Genomic DNA, 18,410 nt, shown 5'->3' with positions numbered 1-18,410 from the left:
GCGGGGGAAGCAAAGAAAACAGGGCCGCGGGCACGCCGCGCCGACGCCGGGAACGTTTCCCGGCCGTCCTCCCGCTCGTTGCGCTCCGAGCGCCTCGCGCCTTACGTTCTGGTGGCTCCGGCCCTACTGATCATCGTGGCCCTGCGGCTGTGGCCGCTGCTGCTGGGCGTCAACTTCTCCTTCACCGGCGACGGTGAGCGCAACGGGGCGATGGTCGGCTTCGACAACTACCTGGAGATGTTCCAGGACGCGACGTTCCAGAGCGCGCTGCGCAACGTGCTGCTGCTGGTGCTGCTGCTTCCCGTCGCGGTGGCCATCCCCGGGCTGCTCGCGACGTTCATCTACCTGCGCGTTCCCGGGCATCGGGTCTTCCGTAGCGTCTACTTCTTCCCGGCCGTGCTCTCCCCGGTGATCGTCGGTGCGATCTTCAACCTGATGCTCGCCTTCGACGGCCCGCTGAACTCCATCCTCGCGACGATCGGCCTCGGCCCGGTCGACTGGCTCGGCGATCCGGATGTCGCCATGTTCGCGGTGGTCGGCGTGCAGATCTGGGCGACGTTCGGGATGGCCCTGGTGGTGTTCCTCGCCGGATTCGCCACCCTGGACTCCGCGCTCCTGGACGCGGCCAGGATGGACGGCGCGTCGCTCCCGCAGACCATCTGGCACGTGATCATCCCGGGCCTGACCCGCACCATTCAGTTCGTCTTCGTGACCACGATGATCGGGATGCTGACATCCATGTTCGGCCTGCTGTACGTCATGACCAGCGGCGGCCCGGAGGGGTCCACCTACCTGCCGGAGTACTACGTCTGGATCCAGCAGGGACAGATGAACCGCCCGGCGCTCGCCTCGGCCGCGTCGACGGTCCTCTTCCTCATCATGCTCGTGGTGGGGCTCCTGCAGATCAGCGTGCTCCGCCGCGCGGGGAGGCAGGACTGATGCTCGGCAAGAGACTGATCAGGTGGGTGCTCGCCGTTCCGATGGCGCTCCTCGCGCTGGCGACGATCTACCCCCTCGTGTTCACCGTCAACGTCGCCCTGAAGACCCGGCGTGAGTACGTCCTCGACCGCTTCGCCCTGACGACCTCCCTGCAGTGGGAGAACATCGTCACGGCGTGGACCAGTGTCGGCATGGCACGATACTTCGCCAACTCGCTCATCGTGGTGACGATCTCGGTGGTCCTGCTGCTCCTCTTCGGGTCGATGGCGGGCTTCGCGCTGAGCCAGCTGCGGTTTCGCGGTTCCAAGGTGCTTTTCCTCGGCTGTCTCGCGGCGCTGCTCATCCCGTTTCAGGTGATCATGGTGCCGCTCGCGCGGGTCATGGCCGACAGCGGCCTCATCGACACCTACCCGGGGTTGATCCTCGCCTACGTCGCGCAGTTCCTGCCGTTCACCATCTTCCTGATGACGAGTTACTACAAGACCATCCCGGCGGAGATCGTCGACGCGGCGAGGATCGACGGGAACACCACGTACGGCGTCTACCGGCGGATCATGCTGCCCATGGGCACTCCGGCGCTGCTGTCGGTCGGCATTCTCAACACGCTGTTCTGCTGGAACGACGTGCTCATCGCCCTGCTGATGATGCCGTCGGCCGACCACCGCACCCTCATGGTCGGGGTCACCTCGCTGCGTGGACAGTACTCCGACAACATCCCCACCTTCGCCTCCGGGGTGCTGATCGCCGCCGTACCCATGTTGATGATCTATCTCTTTCTCCAGCGCCAGATCGCCGACGGGGTCACCGCCGGTTCCACGAAGGGCTGACATGCGTATTTCGGGGTATCGCACTTTGACGACGGTCCAGGAATGGGACCGTCCTGTCGGTGATTCCAACGGCCTGTACGCCGACGGCGTCGTTCCGGTGTCCATCGTCATGGTGGACACCGACGAGGGGATCACCGGTGTCGGCATCGGACCTCACGTGGAGATCGACGGCGTCTTCGCCGCCATCGAGGGTGAGGACCCGCGCGGCGTGGCGGCGCTGTACGACCGCATGCTGCGGCAGACCTTCAAGGCGGGCCACGCGGGCGCGGTGTTCGGGACCATCGGCGCCATGGACACCGCCCTGTGGGACATCAAGGCGAAGATCGCCGGCGAACCGCTCTGGCGTCTGCTGGGCGGGCGCGACAGGCGGGTCCCCGCCTACGCCTCCGGTCTGGACATCGGCCTGACCGACGACGAGCTCGTCTCGGCCTACGAGGTCTACGCCCGGTACGGCCTGCGGGCCGCCAAGATCAAAGGCGGCCTCGACATCGAGCGGGACAGGCACCGTCTGACGCTGGTGCAGGAGGTCCTGACCGAGGCCGGGCACGGAAGGCGGCCGGGCCTGATGCTCGACGTGAACGAGTCGTGGTCGCGCAAACAGGCGATCCGGCACGTCTGCGAGCTGGAGCGCACCCTGGATCTCACCTGGATCGAGGAGCCCGTCCGGCGGTGGGACGCCGAGGGCCATGCCACCGTCGGCAGGGGGATCCGCGCGTCGGTCGCCACCGGGGAGAACCTCACCGGACTTGAGCAGTATCGCCCGCTGCTGGCCGCGGGAGCCGTCGACATCGTCCAGACGGCCGCGGTCTGGGGTGTCTCCCATTTCCTGCGGGTGTCGGCCCTGGCTCACGCCCACGATCTGCCGGTCAGCCCGATCGGCAACATCCCGATCGGCCTGCTGCACGCCGCGACCTCGGTGCCGAACCACATCGCCAGCGAGTTGCAGGACCTGCGTCCGCCACTGGGGGTGTCCGTCGACCTGCACGTCGAGGACGGCGCGTTCCACCTCGGGGACTCGCCCGGCCTGGGCGTCACGGTCGACGAGGACGTCATCAGGGGGTTCACCCACCGGCCGGGCACCCTGACGGCCGACGGCCCCGGCGTCCGCCCCGAGCAGGCCGGACGCCGGCTGCTCTCGGTGACCGATCACGATCAGGTCGCGCAGCAGCGCCTGCTCGCCCCCCTGGCCGTGGACCTGCGCGACCGAACGCCGAGGTAGCCCTTCAGCGTTCGACACCGACGGCCCACGCCGTGTCCCCGGGCCGGATGAGCGTCCCGGGCCGGAAGAAAGGAACGCGCGTGCGTTCGTCGTTCGTGCCACACAGACGCGCCTCGGCCCCGGCGGAGACCTCACGGGCCGGCCACACGATCGTGGTCGCGCCCACCGGGGCCGAGAACGCCGACGACGGCGGCCCCGGCACCACGAGTCGGCCACTGGCGACCCTGTGGGAGGCACGGCGGCGGGCGCGCGAGGCGGCGGCCGAGGGCGACCGCGACGTCGTCGTCCTGCTCCTGGACGGGATCCACCGACTGCTCTCGCCGCTGCGCCTGGACGCCGCCGACTCCGGGCGCGGCGGGCACACCGTGACCTGGAGGGCGGCGCGCGGGGCCAGGCCCGTACTGAGCGGCGCCCGGCCCGTCACCGGCTGGGAACCCGACGACCCCGACGACGAGGCCACGGGCGTCTACCGGGCCCGGGTCGGCACCGGATTCGACACCCGGCAGCTCTACGTCGACGGGGTCCTCGCGCGACGCGCGCGGATCAGGCTGGCACCCGGCGACATCACGCCGACCGCGACCGGTTTCACCGTCGACAACCCCGACCTCGCCTACCTGGCCACCCTGCCCGACCAGGGGCGCATCGAACTGCAGGCGATGCTGACGTTCACCAACCGGTTCGCGCCGCTGCGGAGCGTCTCCGGATCGACGGTCGTCATGCAACAGCCGGCCTGGGACAACAACACCTACGGCTACGACACTGTCCAGGCTCCGTTCCGCACCCCGACGTTCTTCCTGCTCAACTCCAGGAGTTTCCTGACCGAGCCCGGCGAGTGGTATCTGGACCCGGCGACGGGGACGCTCTACTACAAACCGCTCCCGGGGCAGGACATCTCACGCGCGCGGGTGGAGCTGCCGCGGCTGGAATCGCTGCTCCAGGTCGGCGGCACCTACGACGAGCCCGCCCGCAACCTGCGATTCGAGGGCCTCACCTTCACCGGCACCACGTGGCTGCGTCCCGGTTCGTCCGACGGGTACGCCAACCAGCAGACCGGCGTGTTCATCAGCGGCGTCCAGCCCCGCCGACCAGCCGACGCGTTCACCTCGTGCTCCGTCGGCTGCACGGGGCTTGAGGCGTCTCGTAACGACTGGGCACAGGCGCCCGCGGCGGTGCAGGTGTCGGCGGCCGACGACATCGGGTTCCTCGACAGCACCTTCGTCAACCTCGGTTCCGTCGGGCTCGGCATCGGCAACGACGCGGGCGCCCATGCCACCGGCGTGGGGCTGGGCGCGCACCGGGTCTCGGTGGTGGGGAGCACGTTCACCGCGAGTGCCGGCGGCGGGATCGTGGTCGGCGGCGTGCGCCCCGACGCGCACCATCCGTCCGACCCCCGTATGGTCAACAGCGACATCGTGCTCAGCGACAACCGCGTCCACGCGACCGCGCTCGAATACCTGGACCAGGCCGCGATTCTCGCCACCTACGTCACGCGGCTGACCATCGAGCACAACCACGTCTCCGAGATGCCCTACATCGGCATCGGCGTCGGTTACGGCTGGGGCGCCAACGACGCGGGAGGCAGCCCCGACTACGTCGATCGCGGGCTTTACCGCTTCCAGCCGGTCCACGACACGCCCACGACTCTGAGTGACGTCCACATCGTGGGCAACCACGTGCGCGACGTCGTGCGGACGATGTACGCCGCCGGCTGCATCTACGCGCTCTCGGCGATACCCCGCAGCCGCGTCGAGGAGAACTTCTGCGAGAACAGCGGCCAGTACGGCCTGTACTTCGACGAGGGTGCCCGGTACCTGAGCGTGCGCCGCAACGTGTTCGCCGACACCGCGGAGCAGTGGGCGCACGCCAACAACGGCGTCGCCAACCACACCGGTGATCTCACCCTGGTCGGGAACTACACCACCAACCCCGCCGTCACCGGCATCGCCGACGGCGACCGCGGCAACGTCGTCCGCGGCAACGTCGTCGTCACCGACGGCAACCTCCCGATCGAGGCCAGCCGGGTGATCTACGAGGCGGGTCCCGCCGGGCCGTACCGCGGCGCCCCCGACCCGCGGCGCCCCCCGGCCGGCGCCTTCCTGTCCGCCGATCCGGTCACCGTGGGGGCCGGTGGTTCGACCATCGTCACCGTCACGGTGGAGAACCTGGGCGAGCGTCCGGCCACCGGCCTGGCCGTCTCGATCGCCGCCTTGCGGGGCTGGCGGGCCGAACGCGCCGGCGAACCGGTGAGAGACGTGCTCGCCCCCGGCGACTCGGCCACCGAGACCTGGAAGGTCACGGCACCCGAGTCGTTCGCGTCCCCGGCCGATCGCGCGCAGATCAAGGCGTCGGTGATGTTCCGAGCGGGTGAGACCGAGTACGTCCTGAACAGATCGCTCACGCTGACCGCGCCCGTCCCGTCACGAGGAGACGGAACGCCGGCCTGACGTCCCGGAGGCCGACGCGCCAAGCCTCTGGGACATCAGGCCGATCCAAGGATCGACGGCTCACCATCGGCAGGCCCGGGTCCGGTGAACCCGGGACCGCCGTGGTGCTTTTCCTGTCGAGGCCACGCGAGCGACCTCGCGCGCGGGGGTCCGCGCGACCACTCAGGGGCGAAGCGGCTCGATGTTCAGCACTCCGGAGCGGAAGACCGCCACGTCGACCTGGGCGCCGTGGAAGCCCGCCTCGCGTACGGCGGGGACCAGGCCCGGCAGGCCTGAGGCCCGGGGCAGCAGGTCGGCGTCCAGTTCCACCCGCGCCCGGTCGCCGAGGTCGCGTACCCGCAGGTCGGTGACCGTCAGGCCGGCTCCGGCCAGCAGGCGGCGCACCGCCCGCTCGGCCGTCTCGACGCGGTGCAGCCTGGCCGGTGTCACCTCCACGCCGTAGGCCACCCGGCTGGCCAGGCAGGGCGCGGCCGGCTTGTCCCAGACGGTCAGGTCCCATGCCTTGCAGGCCCGCCGTACCTCGGCCTTGGTCAGACCGGCGTCCCGCAGCGGGGCGAGCACCCCGCGCTCGTCGGCGGCCCTGATCCCCGGCCGGAACGGGTCGGCGGCGTCGTCGGCGTTGGTGCCGGTGGCGACGTGCGCGAAGCCGTGGTCGGCCGCCACCCGGCCGATCACGTCGAGCACCTCCGACTTGCAGAAGTAGCAGCGGTCGCGGCCGTTCGCCCGGTAGCCGGGGTTCGCCGTCTCGGCGGTGCCGGGCAACAGGTGCCGTACGCCGAGCGAGAGCGCGAACCGCCGTGCCGCGTCGAGTTCCTCGGCCGCCAGGCTGTCGGAGACCGCCGTCACCGCCAGGACTCTGTCGGCGACTCTGCCGGTCCCGGCCGAGCGGGCCGCCGCCGCCAGCACCAGCGCGGAGTCGACCCCGCCGGAGAAGGCGACGGCGAGCGAGGGCAGGGCCGCCAGCCGGTCGAGCAGCGTGGCGATCTTGGCGTCGAGGGCCGTCATCGTGTTCCTTTCCGCGTGGTGACCTCCGCCTTGAGGTGCGGTGAGGAGGTCAACCGGGGCTCTCGTGCGTGGGGGGCCGCTCGTGGGCCAGTCGCAGCGCCCTGGCGGCCGTCTCGCGCAGGGACAGGCCGAGGGCGGCCGAGGCCGCGGCCACGTCGTCGTGTTCGGGTTTGGCCGAGTGGGGTCCGTGCTTGACCCGTACGCGATGGCCCTCCAGGTCGACCTCGGTGATGTGCCGGGGCAGGGCCGTGCGCTCGACCGCGACCTCGCGCACGCCGAGCGCGCCGGTCTCGGCGAGGATCAGTTCGCGCAGGGCGGGGAGGGCGGGACGGCGGCACAGCAGGTGCAGTACGTGCGCCGGCCGTCCCTTCTTCATGGTGGCCGGGGTGGCCCAGGCGTCCAGGGCGCCGGCGTCGAGGGCTCGCGCGATCGTGTGCCCGAGCACCTCGCCGGTGACGTCGTCCAGGTTGGTCTCCAGGACGACGAGGGGTTCGGTGCCGCTGTCTCGGGCGGGCTCGGCGACGGTGACGGCGACGATGTTGGGGCGGTCGGGGAGTTTCCTGGTGCCCGCGCCGTAGCCGGTCGCCACCGGGGTCATCGCCGGCGGCGGGGTGTATCGCGCTCGCATGGCGCGCAGCAGCGCCGCCCCCGTGGGGGTCACGGTCTCGCCCGGCAGGTCGCTGCCGGTCACCAGCGCCCCTCGCAGCAGGGCGGCGGTCGCGGGAGCCGGTACGGGCAGTACGCCGTGGCGGGTGGTCACCGTGCCGGTGCCCAGCGGGATCGGGGCGCAGTGCACGGTGTCGACGCCGAGCAGGTGCAGCGCGGCGGCCACGCCGACGATGTCCACGAGCGCGTCGTGGCCGCCCAGCTCGTGCAGGTGCACCCGGCCGGGGTCGGTGCCGTGGATACGGCCCTCCGCCTCCGCGATCGCCCTCAGCGCGTCGCCGGCGAGGGCGGCGACCGGTTCGGGCCGGGCGGCCCCGGCCATCGCGATCAGTTCGGCGGCCCGTCGCTCGGTCGCCGTGTCGGTGACCGCGACCCGTACCCGGGTCGCCGCCAGGCCGTGGCTGAGGGCCCGCTCGGCGGTCAGCTCCCAGCCGGTGAGGCCGGTCGATCCCACCGCCGCGCGGATGCCCTCCAGCGGCGCCCCGGCGTCGATGAGCGCCGCCAGCAGCATGTCGCCGGCGAGCCCTGTGAACGGGTTGACCCAGCAGATCACGGCCGTCCCCCGGGCCGCGCCGCCTCCGCGCCGGCCGGGGTGGGCGGGGGTGGTGAGAGGGTGCGGCGGGTGGCTGTGTGGGCGAGGCGGTGGGCCGCCATGGCGGCGCCGAAGCCGGAGTCGATGTTGACGACGGTGAGGCCTGCGGCGCACGAGGACAGCATCGCCAGCAGGGCGGTGACGCCCTCCAGGGCCGCGCCGTACCCGACGGAGGTGGGCACGGCGATCACCGGCGCCGCCACGAGACCTCCGACGGCGCTGGCGAGCGCGCCTTCCATGCCCGCCACGACGATCACCGCGTCGGCCGCGCGGAGCCGCTCGGTCTCGGCGAGCAGCCGGTGGATGCCCGCGACGCCCACGTCGCGGATCACGGTGACGGCGAGGCCGAGCGCCCGGGCCACGGCCGCGGCCTCGGCCGCCACCGGCCCGTCGGAGGTGCCCGCCGTGACGACCGCGACCGCGAAGGTTCCGGGTGCGGCCGGCCGCCATGCCAGCAGCCGCGCCGCCGGGTCGTGGGACCCGCCGGGCACGGCCGCGAGGACGGCCGGGGCGTCGGCCTCCTCGACCCGGGTGGCCAGCACCGGGCCGGTGTTGCGGGCGAGCAGGGCGGACGCGATCGCGGCGATCTCCCCGGCGGTCTTGCCGGGCCCGTAGACCACCTCCGGCGTCCCCTGGCGGGCCTCCCGGTCCACGTCGACCCGGGCGAACCCCAGGTCCACCACGCGCTCGCTCATGCCCGGCCGCCGGCCAGGTACGGGATGGTCTGCGGCCCCTCGGGGAGCACGCACACCCGGGCGCCGGGGCCGGCGGCGGCCAGCGCCTCGTTCACCGTGGCCTCGATGTCGTCGGTCTGTTCCAGGTGGGCGGTCGCCAGGTCGGCGTCGCCGAGGTAGGAGGTGTGCATCACCACCCGGGCGCCGGCCTGGATGCGTGCCTGGATCTGCACCTGCCACTGGTCGGGGACGGTCACCGGCCTGGCGGCGATCGCGTCGAGCAGCGCCTGCGGGGAGGGCTCGGAGGCGAGCACCTCGCGGTAGGAGCCGTGGTCGGGGAAGCCGTCGCGGCACTCGGCCGCGCAGACGATCACACCGCCCGGCCTGACCACCTGGAACGCCGCCGACATGCCCTTGACCGCCTGGTAGAGGTTCTGGTCGAGGGGGTAGCCGGAGTTGGTGGTGACCACCACGTCGAAGGGTGCCTCGACCTCCCGCATCGCGACCCGGCGGGCGGCGGCGGTGGCGGCGGCGTGCATGGGCAGGATGTCGCCGCCGAACGCCGCCGCGATGTCCTTGTCCCGGTTGAGGATCACGTCGAGGGCGAAGGTCACCCCGGTGGCCTCGGCGATCGCCCGCACGTCGTCGTGCACGGGGTTGCCCTCGATCACCCCCCAGGTTGCCCGGGGGTCGCCGATACGCGCGGCGTCGTGCAGGGTGAGGACGGTCTCCAGCGCGGCCAGGCCGGGGGCGACGAGTTTGGGGCCGCCGGAGAAGCCCGCGAAGAAGTGTGGCTCCACGAAACCGGTGGTGATCCGCACGTCGGCCTCGACCCAGGCGGTGTTCAGCCACACCGGTACGTCCTTGCCGAAGCGGCCGAGGTAGGTGAGCGAGCCGGGGTCGCGGGCGTCGTGGTTGACGATCCGCACGGAGTCCACGACCGCGTCGCCGAACATCGCGCGCAGTTCGGCCTCGGTGTTGCCGCGATGGGTGCCGGTCGCCACCAGGATGGTCACGTCGTCGAGGTCGACGACGCCGTCGAGTTCGTCGAGGATCGCCGGGATCATCAGGTGCCGCGGCTGGGGACGGGTGCCGTCGCAGGCCGAGATGGCGACGGTCTGTCCCGGCCGTACCCTCTCGCGCAGCGGTGGCCCGGCCACCGGATCGCGCAGGGCCGCCCGTAGCACGCCCATCTGGTCGGGCGCGGCCTCGTGGTGTACGGGGGTGACCACCGTGGTGGCCGTGTCCGGCAGCTCGACCGTGAGGCCGGTCTCCCCGTAAGCCAGGCGTATCTTCACCGTGTCTCCCTCGTCTCCCTCTCCCCCGTGTCTCCCCCGAGATCCTGCCAGAGTCCGTCGGCGACGCCGGTGCCGGGCGGTGCCTGATCACCGTCGGCCTCGCCGGGGGAGTTCTCGACGTCTTCGAGCACCGAACGGATCCACGTCTCGGTCGTGCCGATGTGCATCAGCGCCGCCGCCTGGGCGAGCGTCGCGTCGCCTGCGGCCAGGGCGTTGTAGATCGCCTCGTGCTCGGCGACGGTCTTGTGCGAGCTGCCGGCCTCGACCGTGCCGCGCCACACCCGCATCCGCAGGGTGTGGCCGGAGATCCCGTCGAGCAGGGTGGAGAGCGTCTCGTTGCCGGTCGCCCGCACTACGGCGCGGTGGAAGGCGGCGTCGTGGTGGATCAGCTTCTCCACGTCGTCGCTCGCCTCGCGCATCGCGTCCAGGTGCCCGCCGATCTCGGCGAGCTGGGCGGCGGAGATCCTCGACGCGGCCAGGGCGGTCGCCGCGGGCTCCAGCATCCGCCGCACCTGGACGATCTCCAGCAGGGTGTCGTCGCGCAGCAGCTCGACGGCGAGTCCCAGCCCTTCCAGCAGCAGCCTCGGCTCCAGGCTGGTGACGTAGGTGCCGTCGCCGCGCCGCACGTCGAGCACCCTGGCCACGACGAGTGCCTTGACCGCCTCGCGCAACGGGTTGCGGGAGACGCCGAGGTGGGCGGCGAGCTGGTGTTCGGGGGGGAGCCGCGACCCCGGGGGCAGTTCCCCCGACTGGACGAGCGCCCGGATGCGGGAGATCGCTTCGTCGGTCAGGGACATGGGCTCGACCTCCGGTCGTGGAGTCGCTCGATCGATACGCAGGTCACGGCCGGAACATAACAGACATCCCATGTTCACGCGAGGGTTCGATCGTCCGGGAGCGAGCGTGGGCCGCACGGGGCGCGATAAAGGCACTAAATATCCGACTTTTGTGCAACGTTCACGGTATTTCGCCGGAAGGTCTAGACACATCACGTCAGGAGGATTACAAAGACATCCCATGTCCATGTGGTGAAGCTCTCTTCATCTTCCGGAAACATCCACTGGAGGTAGACCTTCGTGCGCACGCATCACCGGAGCGGGACCCCGTGACGGAGCTGATCACCGCGGTCGAGGCCCACGACATCCGCTTTCCCACCTCTCGGCACCTCGACGGTTCCGACGCCATGAACCCCGAGCCCGACTACTCCGCCGCCTACGTGATCGTGCGGACCGACGGCGGGCAGGAGGGGCACTCGCTCGCCTTCACCGTCGGGCGCGGCAACGAGATCGCCGTCGCCGCCGTGGAGTCGCTGGCGCCGCTGGTCACCGGACGGCCGGTCTCCGAGGTGCTCGGCGATCTCGGCGGGGTGTCGCGCCGGCTCACCGGCGACAGCCAGCTGCGCTGGCTCGGCCCGGAGAAGGGCGTCATCCACATGGCGGCCGGGGCCGTGCTCAACGCTCTGTGGGACCTTCGTGCGCGCAGAGCGGGTAAGCCGCTGTGGCGGCTGCTGGCGGAACTGTCCCCTGAGGAGATCGTCGACGTCGTCGACTTCCGCTACCTGGAGGACGCGCTCACCCGCGAGGAGGCGCTCGCCATCCTGCGCGCCGCCGAGCCCGGCCGCGCCGAGCGCCAGGCGCGCCTCATCGCCGAGGGCTACCCCGCCTACACCACCACCCCCGGCTGGCTCGGCTACACCGACGACAAGCTGGTCCGGCTGTCCAAGGAGGCGGTCGCCGACGGATTCGGCCTGATCAAGCTGAAGGTCGGCGCCGACCCCGCCGAGGACGTCCGGCGTGTACGGCTGGCCCGCGAGGCGGTCGGTCCCGACGTGCGCATCGCTGTGGACGCCAACCAGGCGTGGAACGTCGGCCAGGCGATCGAGCGCCTGGCCGCGCTCGCCGAGTTCGACGTGTACTGGATCGAGGAGCCCACCTCCCCCGACGACGTGCTCGGCCACGCCGCCATCCGTGAGCGGGTCGCGCCCATCAAGGTCGCCACCGGCGAGCACGGTCACAACCGGGTGATGTTCAAGCAGTTCCTGCAGGCGGGCGCGATCGACATCCTGCAGCTCGACGCGGCCAGGGTCGCCGGGGTCAACGAGAACATCGCCATCCTGCTGCTCGCCGCCAAGTTCGGTGTGCCGGTGTGCCCGCACGCGGGCGGCGTCGGACTGTGCGAGATGGTCCAGCACCTGTCGATGTTCGACTACGTGGCCGTCACCGGCACCACCGAGAACCGCGTCATCGAGTACATCGACCACCTTCACGAGCACTTCACCGACCCGGTGGTGATCGAGGACGGCCGATACGTCGTCCCCGTCAAGCCGGGTGGGGGCGCCGAGATGCATCCGGCGTCCCGCGCCGAGTACGCCTACCCGCACGGCCCCCAGTGGGCAGCCGACGCCACGGGGGTGGCGTGATGGGTGCCTTCGACGATTTCACGGCTTCGGCCACCGGCACCAACCTGGCCGCGGACGACGACATGGACGAACTCCGTCCGCGACCCAGCACATGAAAGGAACAACCATGAGACGAGGATTCGCTCTGGGAACGGCCATCGCCCTCGCGGTCGGCCTGACCGGCGCGTGCGGGGGCGACGCGGACTCCGGCACGACAGCCGCCGCCCCGGGAGATAGCAAGCCGGTCGTCGGGGTGGACTACCCCCGATCCGACACCGACTTCTGGAACTCATTCATCAAGTACGTCCCCCAGTTCGGCGCCGAGAACGGCCTCGACCTGAAGACCTCCAACTCGCAGAACGACATCGCCAAGCTCACCTCCAACGTGCAGAGCCTCGTCAGCCAGGGCGTCAAGGGCCTCGTGCTGGCGCCGCAGGACACCGCGGCCGTGGCCCCCACCCTCCAGCAACTCACCGCCAAGAAGATTCCCGTCGTCATGGTCGACACCCGCCCCGAGCAGGGTGACGCCTACATGGTGGTGCGTGCCGACAACCGGGCGTACGGGGAGAAGGCGTGCAAGTTCCTCGGCGAGAAGCTGTCGGGCAAGGGCAAGGTGGTGATGCTCCAGGGCGACCTCGCCTCCATCAACGGCCGTGACCGCACCGAGGCGTTCAACGACTGCATGAAGGCCAACTACCCCGACATCACGGTGTTCGGCGAGGCCACCAACTGGGACGGCGCCATCGCCTCACAGAAGCTCCAGACGCAGCTCACCGCCAACCCCGACATCAAGGGCGTCTACATGCAGTCGAGCTTCGCCCTGGCGGGCACCCTCCAGCTGCTCAAGCAGCGCAACCTGCTCGTCCCCCCGAGCGACCCCAAGCACGTCTTCGTCGTCTCCAACGACGGCATCCCCCAGGAGCTGAAGGAGATCGCCGCCGGCAACATCGACGCGACCGTCTCACAGCCGGCCGACCAGTACGCCAAGTACGCGCTGGAGTACACCAAGGCCGCGATCGAGGGCAAGACGTTCCAGCCCGGCCCGACCGACCACGACAGCAACATCATCCAGGTGCGACCCGGCCTGCTGGAGGACCAGCTGTCGGCACCCCTGGTCACCGCCGACGGCGGCACCTACGGAGACGTCCCGAGCGTCAAGTCGGACGACGCCTCGCTATGGGGCAACAACCTTGGCGGCTGACCAGACGACCACACCCCTCGTCGAGGCGGTGGGCGTCAGTAAGAGGTACGGCGAGACCGTCGCACTCGACCGTGCCGGAATCCGGATCATGCCCGGCCGGACCCACGCCCTGGTCGGTCGCAACGGGGCCGGGAAGTCGACCCTGGTCTCGATCCTCACCGGCCTGGCGCCCCCCGACGAGGGCGAGGTACGGTTCGGCGGCGAACCCGCCCCGCGCCTCACCGACCGTGACGCCTGGCGGCAGCGGGTGGCCTGCGTCTACCAGAAGTCCACGATCATCCCCGAGCTGACCGTGGCGGAGAACCTCTACCTGAACCGTCACGACCTGAACAGGTTCGGACTGGTCCGCTGGGACGCGCTGCGGCGCAAGGCGGCCACGCTGCTCGCCACCTGGTCGGTGGACGTCGACGTGCGCCTGCCGGCCGGCGAGCTGGACGTCGAGCAGCGGCAGTTCGTGGAGATCGCCCGCGCGCTCTCCTTCGGCGCCCGCTTCATCATCCTCGACGAACCGACCGCCCAGCTCGACGCCGCGGCCATCGCCCGGTTGTTCACCCGCATCCGCGCCCTGCAGGAACAGGGGGTGACCTTCCTGTTCATCAGCCACCACCTGCAGGAGATCTACGAGATCTGCGACACGGTCACGGTCTTCCGCGACGCCCGGCACATCCTGACCACCGCGGTGGCCGACCTGACGCACACCGACCTGGTGGCGGCGATGGCGGGAGAGGCGACCGGCCTGACCGCGGCGACGCCCAGGGCGGCCGTGCCCGCCGACGCCGGTGTCGCGCTCGACGTGCACGACCTGTCCTACGGCGACACCTACCGGGAGATCGACTTCCAGGTCCGGGCCGGCGAGATCGTCGGCCTGGCGGGCGCGGCAGGCAGCGGCCGGACCGAACTGGCCGAAACCGTCGCCGGGCTGCGCGCGGCCGATTCGGGCACGATCGAGATCGCCGGACGTCGCCCCCGTCCCGGCAGCGTGCCCGACGCGCTCGCCGCGGGCGTCGGCTTCGTCCCCCGCGACCGGCATCACCAAGGGTTCGTCGCGATGATGTCGATCGCAGACAACGCCACCATGACCGTCCCCGAACAGCTCGGCGAGGCCGGTCTGATCAGCGGCAGGCGGCGCGACCGGCTCGCCAGAGTCTTGATCGACAACTTGGCGATCAAGACTCCCGGCCCCGACCTGCCCGTGATGGGCCTGTCCGGTGGCAACCAGCAGAAGGTCGTGATGGCCAGGGCGCTCGCCTCCGACCCCCGGGTGCTCGTGCTGATCACCCCCACCGCGGGGGTGGACGTGAAGTCCAAGGAGTTCCTGCTCGGCAAGGTCGAGGAGACGGCCGAGAAAGGGAGCGGTGTGGTGATCGCCTCCGACGAACTCGACGACCTGCGGCTGTGCGACCGGCTACTGGTGATGTTCCAAGGCCGTCTCGTCGCGGAGATGGCCGCCGGATGGCACGACCACGACGTGGTGGCGGCCATGGAAGGAGTCCGGCTCGATGCCCTCGACGCCTGAGAAAACCCGTACGCCCGCGCCGGAGAGCGTCGCCCCCGAACGGGAACGGCCCCGGCTGCGGCTCGCCAGGTTGCGTGACCTCGCGCTGATCCCCGCGATCATCGTGATCGCCGTTGTCGGCCAGATCGTCCACCCGATCTTCCTTCAGGGCGACAACCTGATCAACATCCTGCAGACCATGTCGGAGATCTCGCTGCTGGTCATGGCGCAGACCCTCGTCCTGGTCGCCGGCAAGATGGACCTCTCGCTGGAGTCGACGTTCGGCCTCGCGCCGGGTGTGGCCGCCTGGCTGACCGTCGCGGTCGGCTCGGGCGCCGGGCTCGGCGTGCTGTCGGGCGCCTGGTCGATCCCGATCACCCTCGCCGTCGGAGTGCTGATCGGCGTGATCAACGCTTTGTTGATCGTGCGGTTCGGGCTGAACGGCTTCATCGTCACCCTTGGCATGCTGATCGTGCTGCGCGGCCTGCTCACCGGTATCTCCGGCGGCCAGACCTTCTTCAATCTGCCGCCGTCGATGCTCTACCTCGGCTCGGCCCTGTGGTTCGGTGTGCCCGCCTCGATCTGGCTGTGCCTGCTGTTGTTCGCCATCGGCATCGTGCTGCTCGGTTTCACCCGTTACGGCCGTGCCCTGTACGCCCTCGGCGGGAACGTGGACGCGGCCAAGGCGGCCGGTATCCGCACCGACCGGGTGCTGTGGACCGCCCTGGTGGGCGCCAGCCTGCTCGCCGCGCTCGGGGGCCTGCTGCTGTCGGGGCGCCTCGCCTCGGTGGCCGCCGCGCAGGGCGACGGCGCCATCTTCACCGTGTTCGCCGCGGCCGTGATCGGCGGCGTGAGCCTCAACGGCGGCAAGGGCACGATGTTCGGTGCCTTCACCGGCATCCTCCTGCTCTACATGATCCAGAACGTCCTCACCCTGGCCGGCGTGCCCGCCCAGTGGATCCAGGCTCTCAACGGAGCCATCATCCTCATCGCCCTCATCCTCTCCCGTCTCACGGGAGGCAAAGTCCAGGACTAGCTCGTCTCAGGTACCTCTTTCCCGTTCCTCCGCCATGGCGCCCTTCCGGGCGCCATACCCCCTGACCGATTGGAACGAAATGTCCGAGCACCCCCTGACACGCAGACGACTGATGCAGATCGGAACGGTCGGAGCAGGCTCCATGCTGTTACCGATGCCGTGGACGGCGGCCGCCCAGGCCGCCTCGGCCCCGCCCCCGGCGGTGGTCGCCGCGAACGACATGGCGCTCTGGTACAACCAGAGCGCCGGCACCGACTGGCTCCGCGCACTCCCGATCGGCAACGGCCGCCTGGGTGCGATGGTGTTCGGCAACGTCGACGTCGAGCGTCTGCAGCTCAACGAGGACACCATCTGGGCCGGTGGCCCCTACGACCAGAGCAACACCAGAGGCGCGGCGGCGCTGGCGCAGATCAGGCAGCTGGTCTTCCAGAACCAGTGGAGCCAGGCGCAGACCCTGATCGACCAGAACATGCTCGGCAGCCCGACGGGGCAGCTCGCCTACCAGCTCGCCGGCAACCTGCGGCTCACCTTCGGCAACACGAGCGGGGTCTCCGAGTACAACCGCTACCTGGACCTGACCACGGCCACCACCATGGTGTCGTACCTGAAGGACGGCATCCGCTACCAACGCGAGACGTTCGCGAGCGCGCCCGACCAGGTCATCGCCGTGCGCCTCACCGCCGACAGGCCCGGCTCGATCACGTTCTCCGCGACGTTCGACAGCCCTCAGCGCACGACGCGCACCAGCCCGGACGGCACGTCCGTGGGGCTCGACGGCGTCTCGGGCAACATGGAGGGCAAGACCGGCGCGGTCCGGTTCCTCGGGCTGGCCCGCGCCGTCGCCGAAGGCGGCACCGTCACCAGCAGCGGCGGCACGCTGCAGGTGACCGGGGCCAACAGCGTGACGGTGCTGATCTCCATCGGCACCAGCTACGTCAACTACCAGAACGTCGGCGGCGACTACCAGGGCATCGCGCGCGGGCACCTCAACGCGGCCGTCACCAGGTCCTACAGCGACCTGCGCAGCCGGCACGTCGCCGACTACCAGCGGCTGTTCTCGCGCACGACGCTCGACCTCGGCCGCACATCGGCGGCCGACCAGCCGACCGACGTGCGGATCTCGCAGCACGCGAACACCAACGACCCGCAGCTGTCGGCCCTGCTGTTCCAGTTCGGCCGATATCTGCTGATCTCATCCTCGCGTCCGGGCACCCAGCCGGCCAACCTGCAGGGCATCTGGAACGACTCGCTGAGCCCGTCGTGGGACTCGAAGTACACCATCAACGCCAACCTGCCGATGAACTACTGGCCGGCCGACAGCACGAACCTGTCGGAGTGCTACGAGCCGGTGTTCAAGATGATCAACGACCTCACGGTCACCGGCGCCCGCACGGCCCGGGTGCAGTACAACGCCGGCGGCTGGGTCACCCACCACAACACCGACGGCTGGCGGGCCACCTCGGTCGTGGACGGCGCGTTCTGGGGCATGTGGCAGACCGGCGGCGCATGGCTGGCCACCATGATCTGGGACCACTACAACTTCACCGGCGACGTCGACTTCCTGCGGGAGTACTACCCGGCCATGAAGGGCGCCGCCCAGTTCTTCCTCGACACCCTCGTGGAGGAGCCGGCCCTCAGGTATCTGGTCACCAACCCGTCGAACTCCCCGGAACTGGCCCACCACTCGGGCGTCAGCGTGTGCGCGGGCCCCACGATGGACAACCAGATCCTGCGGGACCTGTTCGACGGCTGTGCCAAGGCGAGCCAGGTGCTGGGCGTCGACGCCGACTTCCGTACGCGGGTCCTGGCGACCAGGGACCGGCTCCCTCCGATGAAGGTCGGCTCGCGCGGCAACATCCAGGAGTGGCTGTACGACTGGGTCGAGACCGAGCCCAACCACCGGCACGTCTCCCACCTGTACGGCCTGCACCCCAGCAACCAGATCACCAAGCGCGGCACCCCCTCCCTGTACACCGCCGCGCGGCGGACCCTCGAACTGCGCGGTGACGACGGGACCGGCTGGTCGCTCGCCTGGAAGATCAACTACTGGGCGCGGATGGAGGAGGGCAACCGGGCGCAGAACCTGATCCGCCTGCTGGTGACGCCGGCCAGGCTCGCGCCGAACATGTTCGACCTGCACCCGCCGTTCCAGATCGACGGCAACTTCGGCGCCACCTCCGGCATCGCCGAGATGCTGCTGCAGAGCCACAACGGCGAGCTGCACGTGCTGCCGGCACTGCCCTCGGCCTGGCCGAGCGGGAAGGTGCAGGGGCTTCGGGGACGCGGCGGCTACACCGTGGACATCACCTGGGCCTCCGGCCTGGCCGGCGAGATGCTCGTCAAGTTCGACCGCGCCGGCACGGTGAACGTGCGCAGCCAGTCGCTCACCGGGACCTACCAGGTGGTCGACACCACGACCAATGGCGCCGTCACCGTCACCAGCCCGGAGGCCGGCGTCATCAGGCTGACCGGCCAGGCCGGTCGCACCTACCGCGTGACGGCGTCCGGCACGCCGCAGCAGCCGACGGGCTATGTGCGGATCACCAACGGCACCACCGGCCTGGCACTGGACAGCGGCGGCAACGTCGCCTCCGGATCGAACCTCAAGCAGTGGAA

Annotated in this window: 14 protein-coding genes; 9 read left to right on the top strand and 5 right to left on the bottom strand. The window is 70.6% G+C overall.

What is annotated here, in order from left to right:
* The first annotated feature begins 111 nt into the window (after positions 1-111).
* The 4 genes from AB0B96_RS39610 to AB0B96_RS39595 all read left to right on the top strand — a co-directional run bounded on the left by AB0B96_RS39610 (position 112) and on the right by AB0B96_RS39595 (position 5,429).
* Positions 112-939, top strand: coding sequence for a sugar ABC transporter permease (locus tag AB0B96_RS39610; protein ID WP_350946305.1), 828 nt, complete (start codon positions 112-114; stop codon positions 937-939).
* The gene (locus tag AB0B96_RS39605) at positions 939-1,766 is read left to right on the top strand and encodes a carbohydrate ABC transporter permease (protein WP_350946306.1); all 828 of its coding nucleotides are present in this window, start codon (positions 939-941) and stop codon (positions 1,764-1,766) included. The genes AB0B96_RS39610 and AB0B96_RS39605 overlap by 1 nt, the downstream gene beginning before the upstream one ends.
* A 25-nt stretch (positions 1,767-1,791) precedes the next feature.
* Entirely contained in the window at positions 1,792-2,985 is a 1,194-nt protein-coding gene (locus AB0B96_RS39600) for a mandelate racemase/muconate lactonizing enzyme family protein (RefSeq protein WP_350946307.1), read from the top strand.
* Positions 2,986-3,065: 80 nt separating this feature from the next.
* The gene (locus AB0B96_RS39595) at positions 3,066-5,429 is read left to right on the top strand and encodes an NEW3 domain-containing protein (RefSeq protein WP_362907297.1); all 2,364 of its coding nucleotides are present in this window, start codon (positions 3,066-3,068) and stop codon (positions 5,427-5,429) included.
* A 162-nt stretch (positions 5,430-5,591) separates the two neighbouring features.
* On the opposite strand, the gene larE is transcribed toward AB0B96_RS39595, so the two are convergent.
* Genes larE through AB0B96_RS39570 form a run of 5 tightly spaced genes read right to left on the bottom strand, consistent with a single transcriptional unit; the run spans position 5,592 to position 10,461 of the window.
* Positions 5,592-6,434, bottom strand: coding sequence for an ATP-dependent sacrificial sulfur transferase LarE (gene larE, locus AB0B96_RS39590; protein WP_362907295.1), 843 nt, complete (start codon positions 6,432-6,434; stop codon positions 5,592-5,594).
* Between the two features lie 49 nt (positions 6,435-6,483).
* Positions 6,484-7,653, bottom strand: coding sequence for a nickel pincer cofactor biosynthesis protein LarC (gene larC, locus AB0B96_RS39585; RefSeq protein WP_362907293.1), 1,170 nt, complete (start codon positions 7,651-7,653; stop codon positions 6,484-6,486).
* Entirely contained in the window at positions 7,650-8,387 is a 738-nt protein-coding gene (larB, locus tag AB0B96_RS39580) for a nickel pincer cofactor biosynthesis protein LarB (protein ID WP_362907291.1), read from the bottom strand. The genes larC and larB overlap by 4 nt, the downstream gene beginning before the upstream one ends.
* Positions 8,384-9,664: a nickel-dependent lactate racemase gene (gene larA, locus AB0B96_RS39575; protein ID WP_362907289.1), complete on the bottom strand. Its 1,281-nt coding sequence runs from the start codon at positions 9,662-9,664 to the stop codon at positions 8,384-8,386. The genes larB and larA overlap by 4 nt, the downstream gene beginning before the upstream one ends.
* Entirely contained in the window at positions 9,661-10,461 is an 801-nt protein-coding gene (locus AB0B96_RS39570) for a FadR/GntR family transcriptional regulator (protein ID WP_362907287.1), read from the bottom strand. The genes larA and AB0B96_RS39570 overlap by 4 nt, the downstream gene beginning before the upstream one ends.
* Positions 10,462-10,769: 308 nt before the next feature.
* Between AB0B96_RS39570 and AB0B96_RS39565 the strand changes: the two genes are divergently transcribed.
* From AB0B96_RS39565 to AB0B96_RS39545, 5 genes are all read left to right on the top strand, one after another.
* Positions 10,770-12,083, top strand: coding sequence for an enolase C-terminal domain-like protein (locus AB0B96_RS39565; protein WP_362907285.1), 1,314 nt, complete (start codon positions 10,770-10,772; stop codon positions 12,081-12,083).
* Positions 12,084-12,189: 106 nt separating this feature from the next.
* Positions 12,190-13,263: a sugar ABC transporter substrate-binding protein gene (locus tag AB0B96_RS39560; protein WP_362907283.1), complete on the top strand. Its 1,074-nt coding sequence runs from the start codon at positions 12,190-12,192 to the stop codon at positions 13,261-13,263.
* The gene (locus tag AB0B96_RS39555; protein WP_362907281.1) at positions 13,253-14,779 is read left to right on the top strand and encodes a sugar ABC transporter ATP-binding protein; all 1,527 of its coding nucleotides are present in this window, start codon (positions 13,253-13,255) and stop codon (positions 14,777-14,779) included. Before AB0B96_RS39560 ends, AB0B96_RS39555 begins: the two co-directional genes overlap by 11 nt.
* Positions 14,763-15,794 carry an ABC transporter permease gene (locus tag AB0B96_RS39550; RefSeq protein ID WP_362907279.1) on the top strand — a complete coding sequence of 344 codons (1,032 nt, stop codon included), beginning with the start codon at positions 14,763-14,765 and terminating at the stop codon, positions 15,792-15,794. The genes AB0B96_RS39555 and AB0B96_RS39550 overlap by 17 nt, the downstream gene beginning before the upstream one ends.
* Before the next feature lie 154 nt (positions 15,795-15,948).
* A partial coding sequence (locus AB0B96_RS39545) for a glycoside hydrolase family 95 protein (protein ID WP_362907277.1) occupies positions 15,949-18,410 on the top strand: 2,462 nt, incomplete at its 3' end.

The organism is Streptosporangium sp. NPDC049046 (assembly GCF_040649155.1).
Lineage (GTDB): Bacteria > Actinomycetota > Actinomycetes > Streptosporangiales > Streptosporangiaceae > Streptosporangium.
This window is presented reverse-complemented; position numbering and strand designations above follow the sequence as displayed.

Coding starts and splice junctions, on each gene's coding strand:
- AB0B96_RS39550 (WP_362907279.1), top strand. CDS start 14,763: ATGCCCTCGACGCCTGAGAAAACCCGTACGCCCGCGCCGGAGAGCGTC.
- larE (WP_362907295.1), bottom strand. CDS start 6,434: ATGACGGCCCTCGACGCCAAGATCGCCACGCTGCTCGACCGGCTGGCG.
- AB0B96_RS39570 (WP_362907287.1), bottom strand. CDS start 10,461: ATGTCCCTGACCGACGAAGCGATCTCCCGCATCCGGGCGCTCGTCCAG.
- AB0B96_RS39605 (WP_350946306.1), top strand. CDS start 939: ATGCTCGGCAAGAGACTGATCAGGTGGGTGCTCGCCGTTCCGATGGCG.
- AB0B96_RS39560 (WP_362907283.1), top strand. CDS start 12,190: ATGAGACGAGGATTCGCTCTGGGAACGGCCATCGCCCTCGCGGTCGGC.
- larB (WP_362907291.1), bottom strand. CDS start 8,387: ATGAGCGAGCGCGTGGTGGACCTGGGGTTCGCCCGGGTCGACGTGGAC.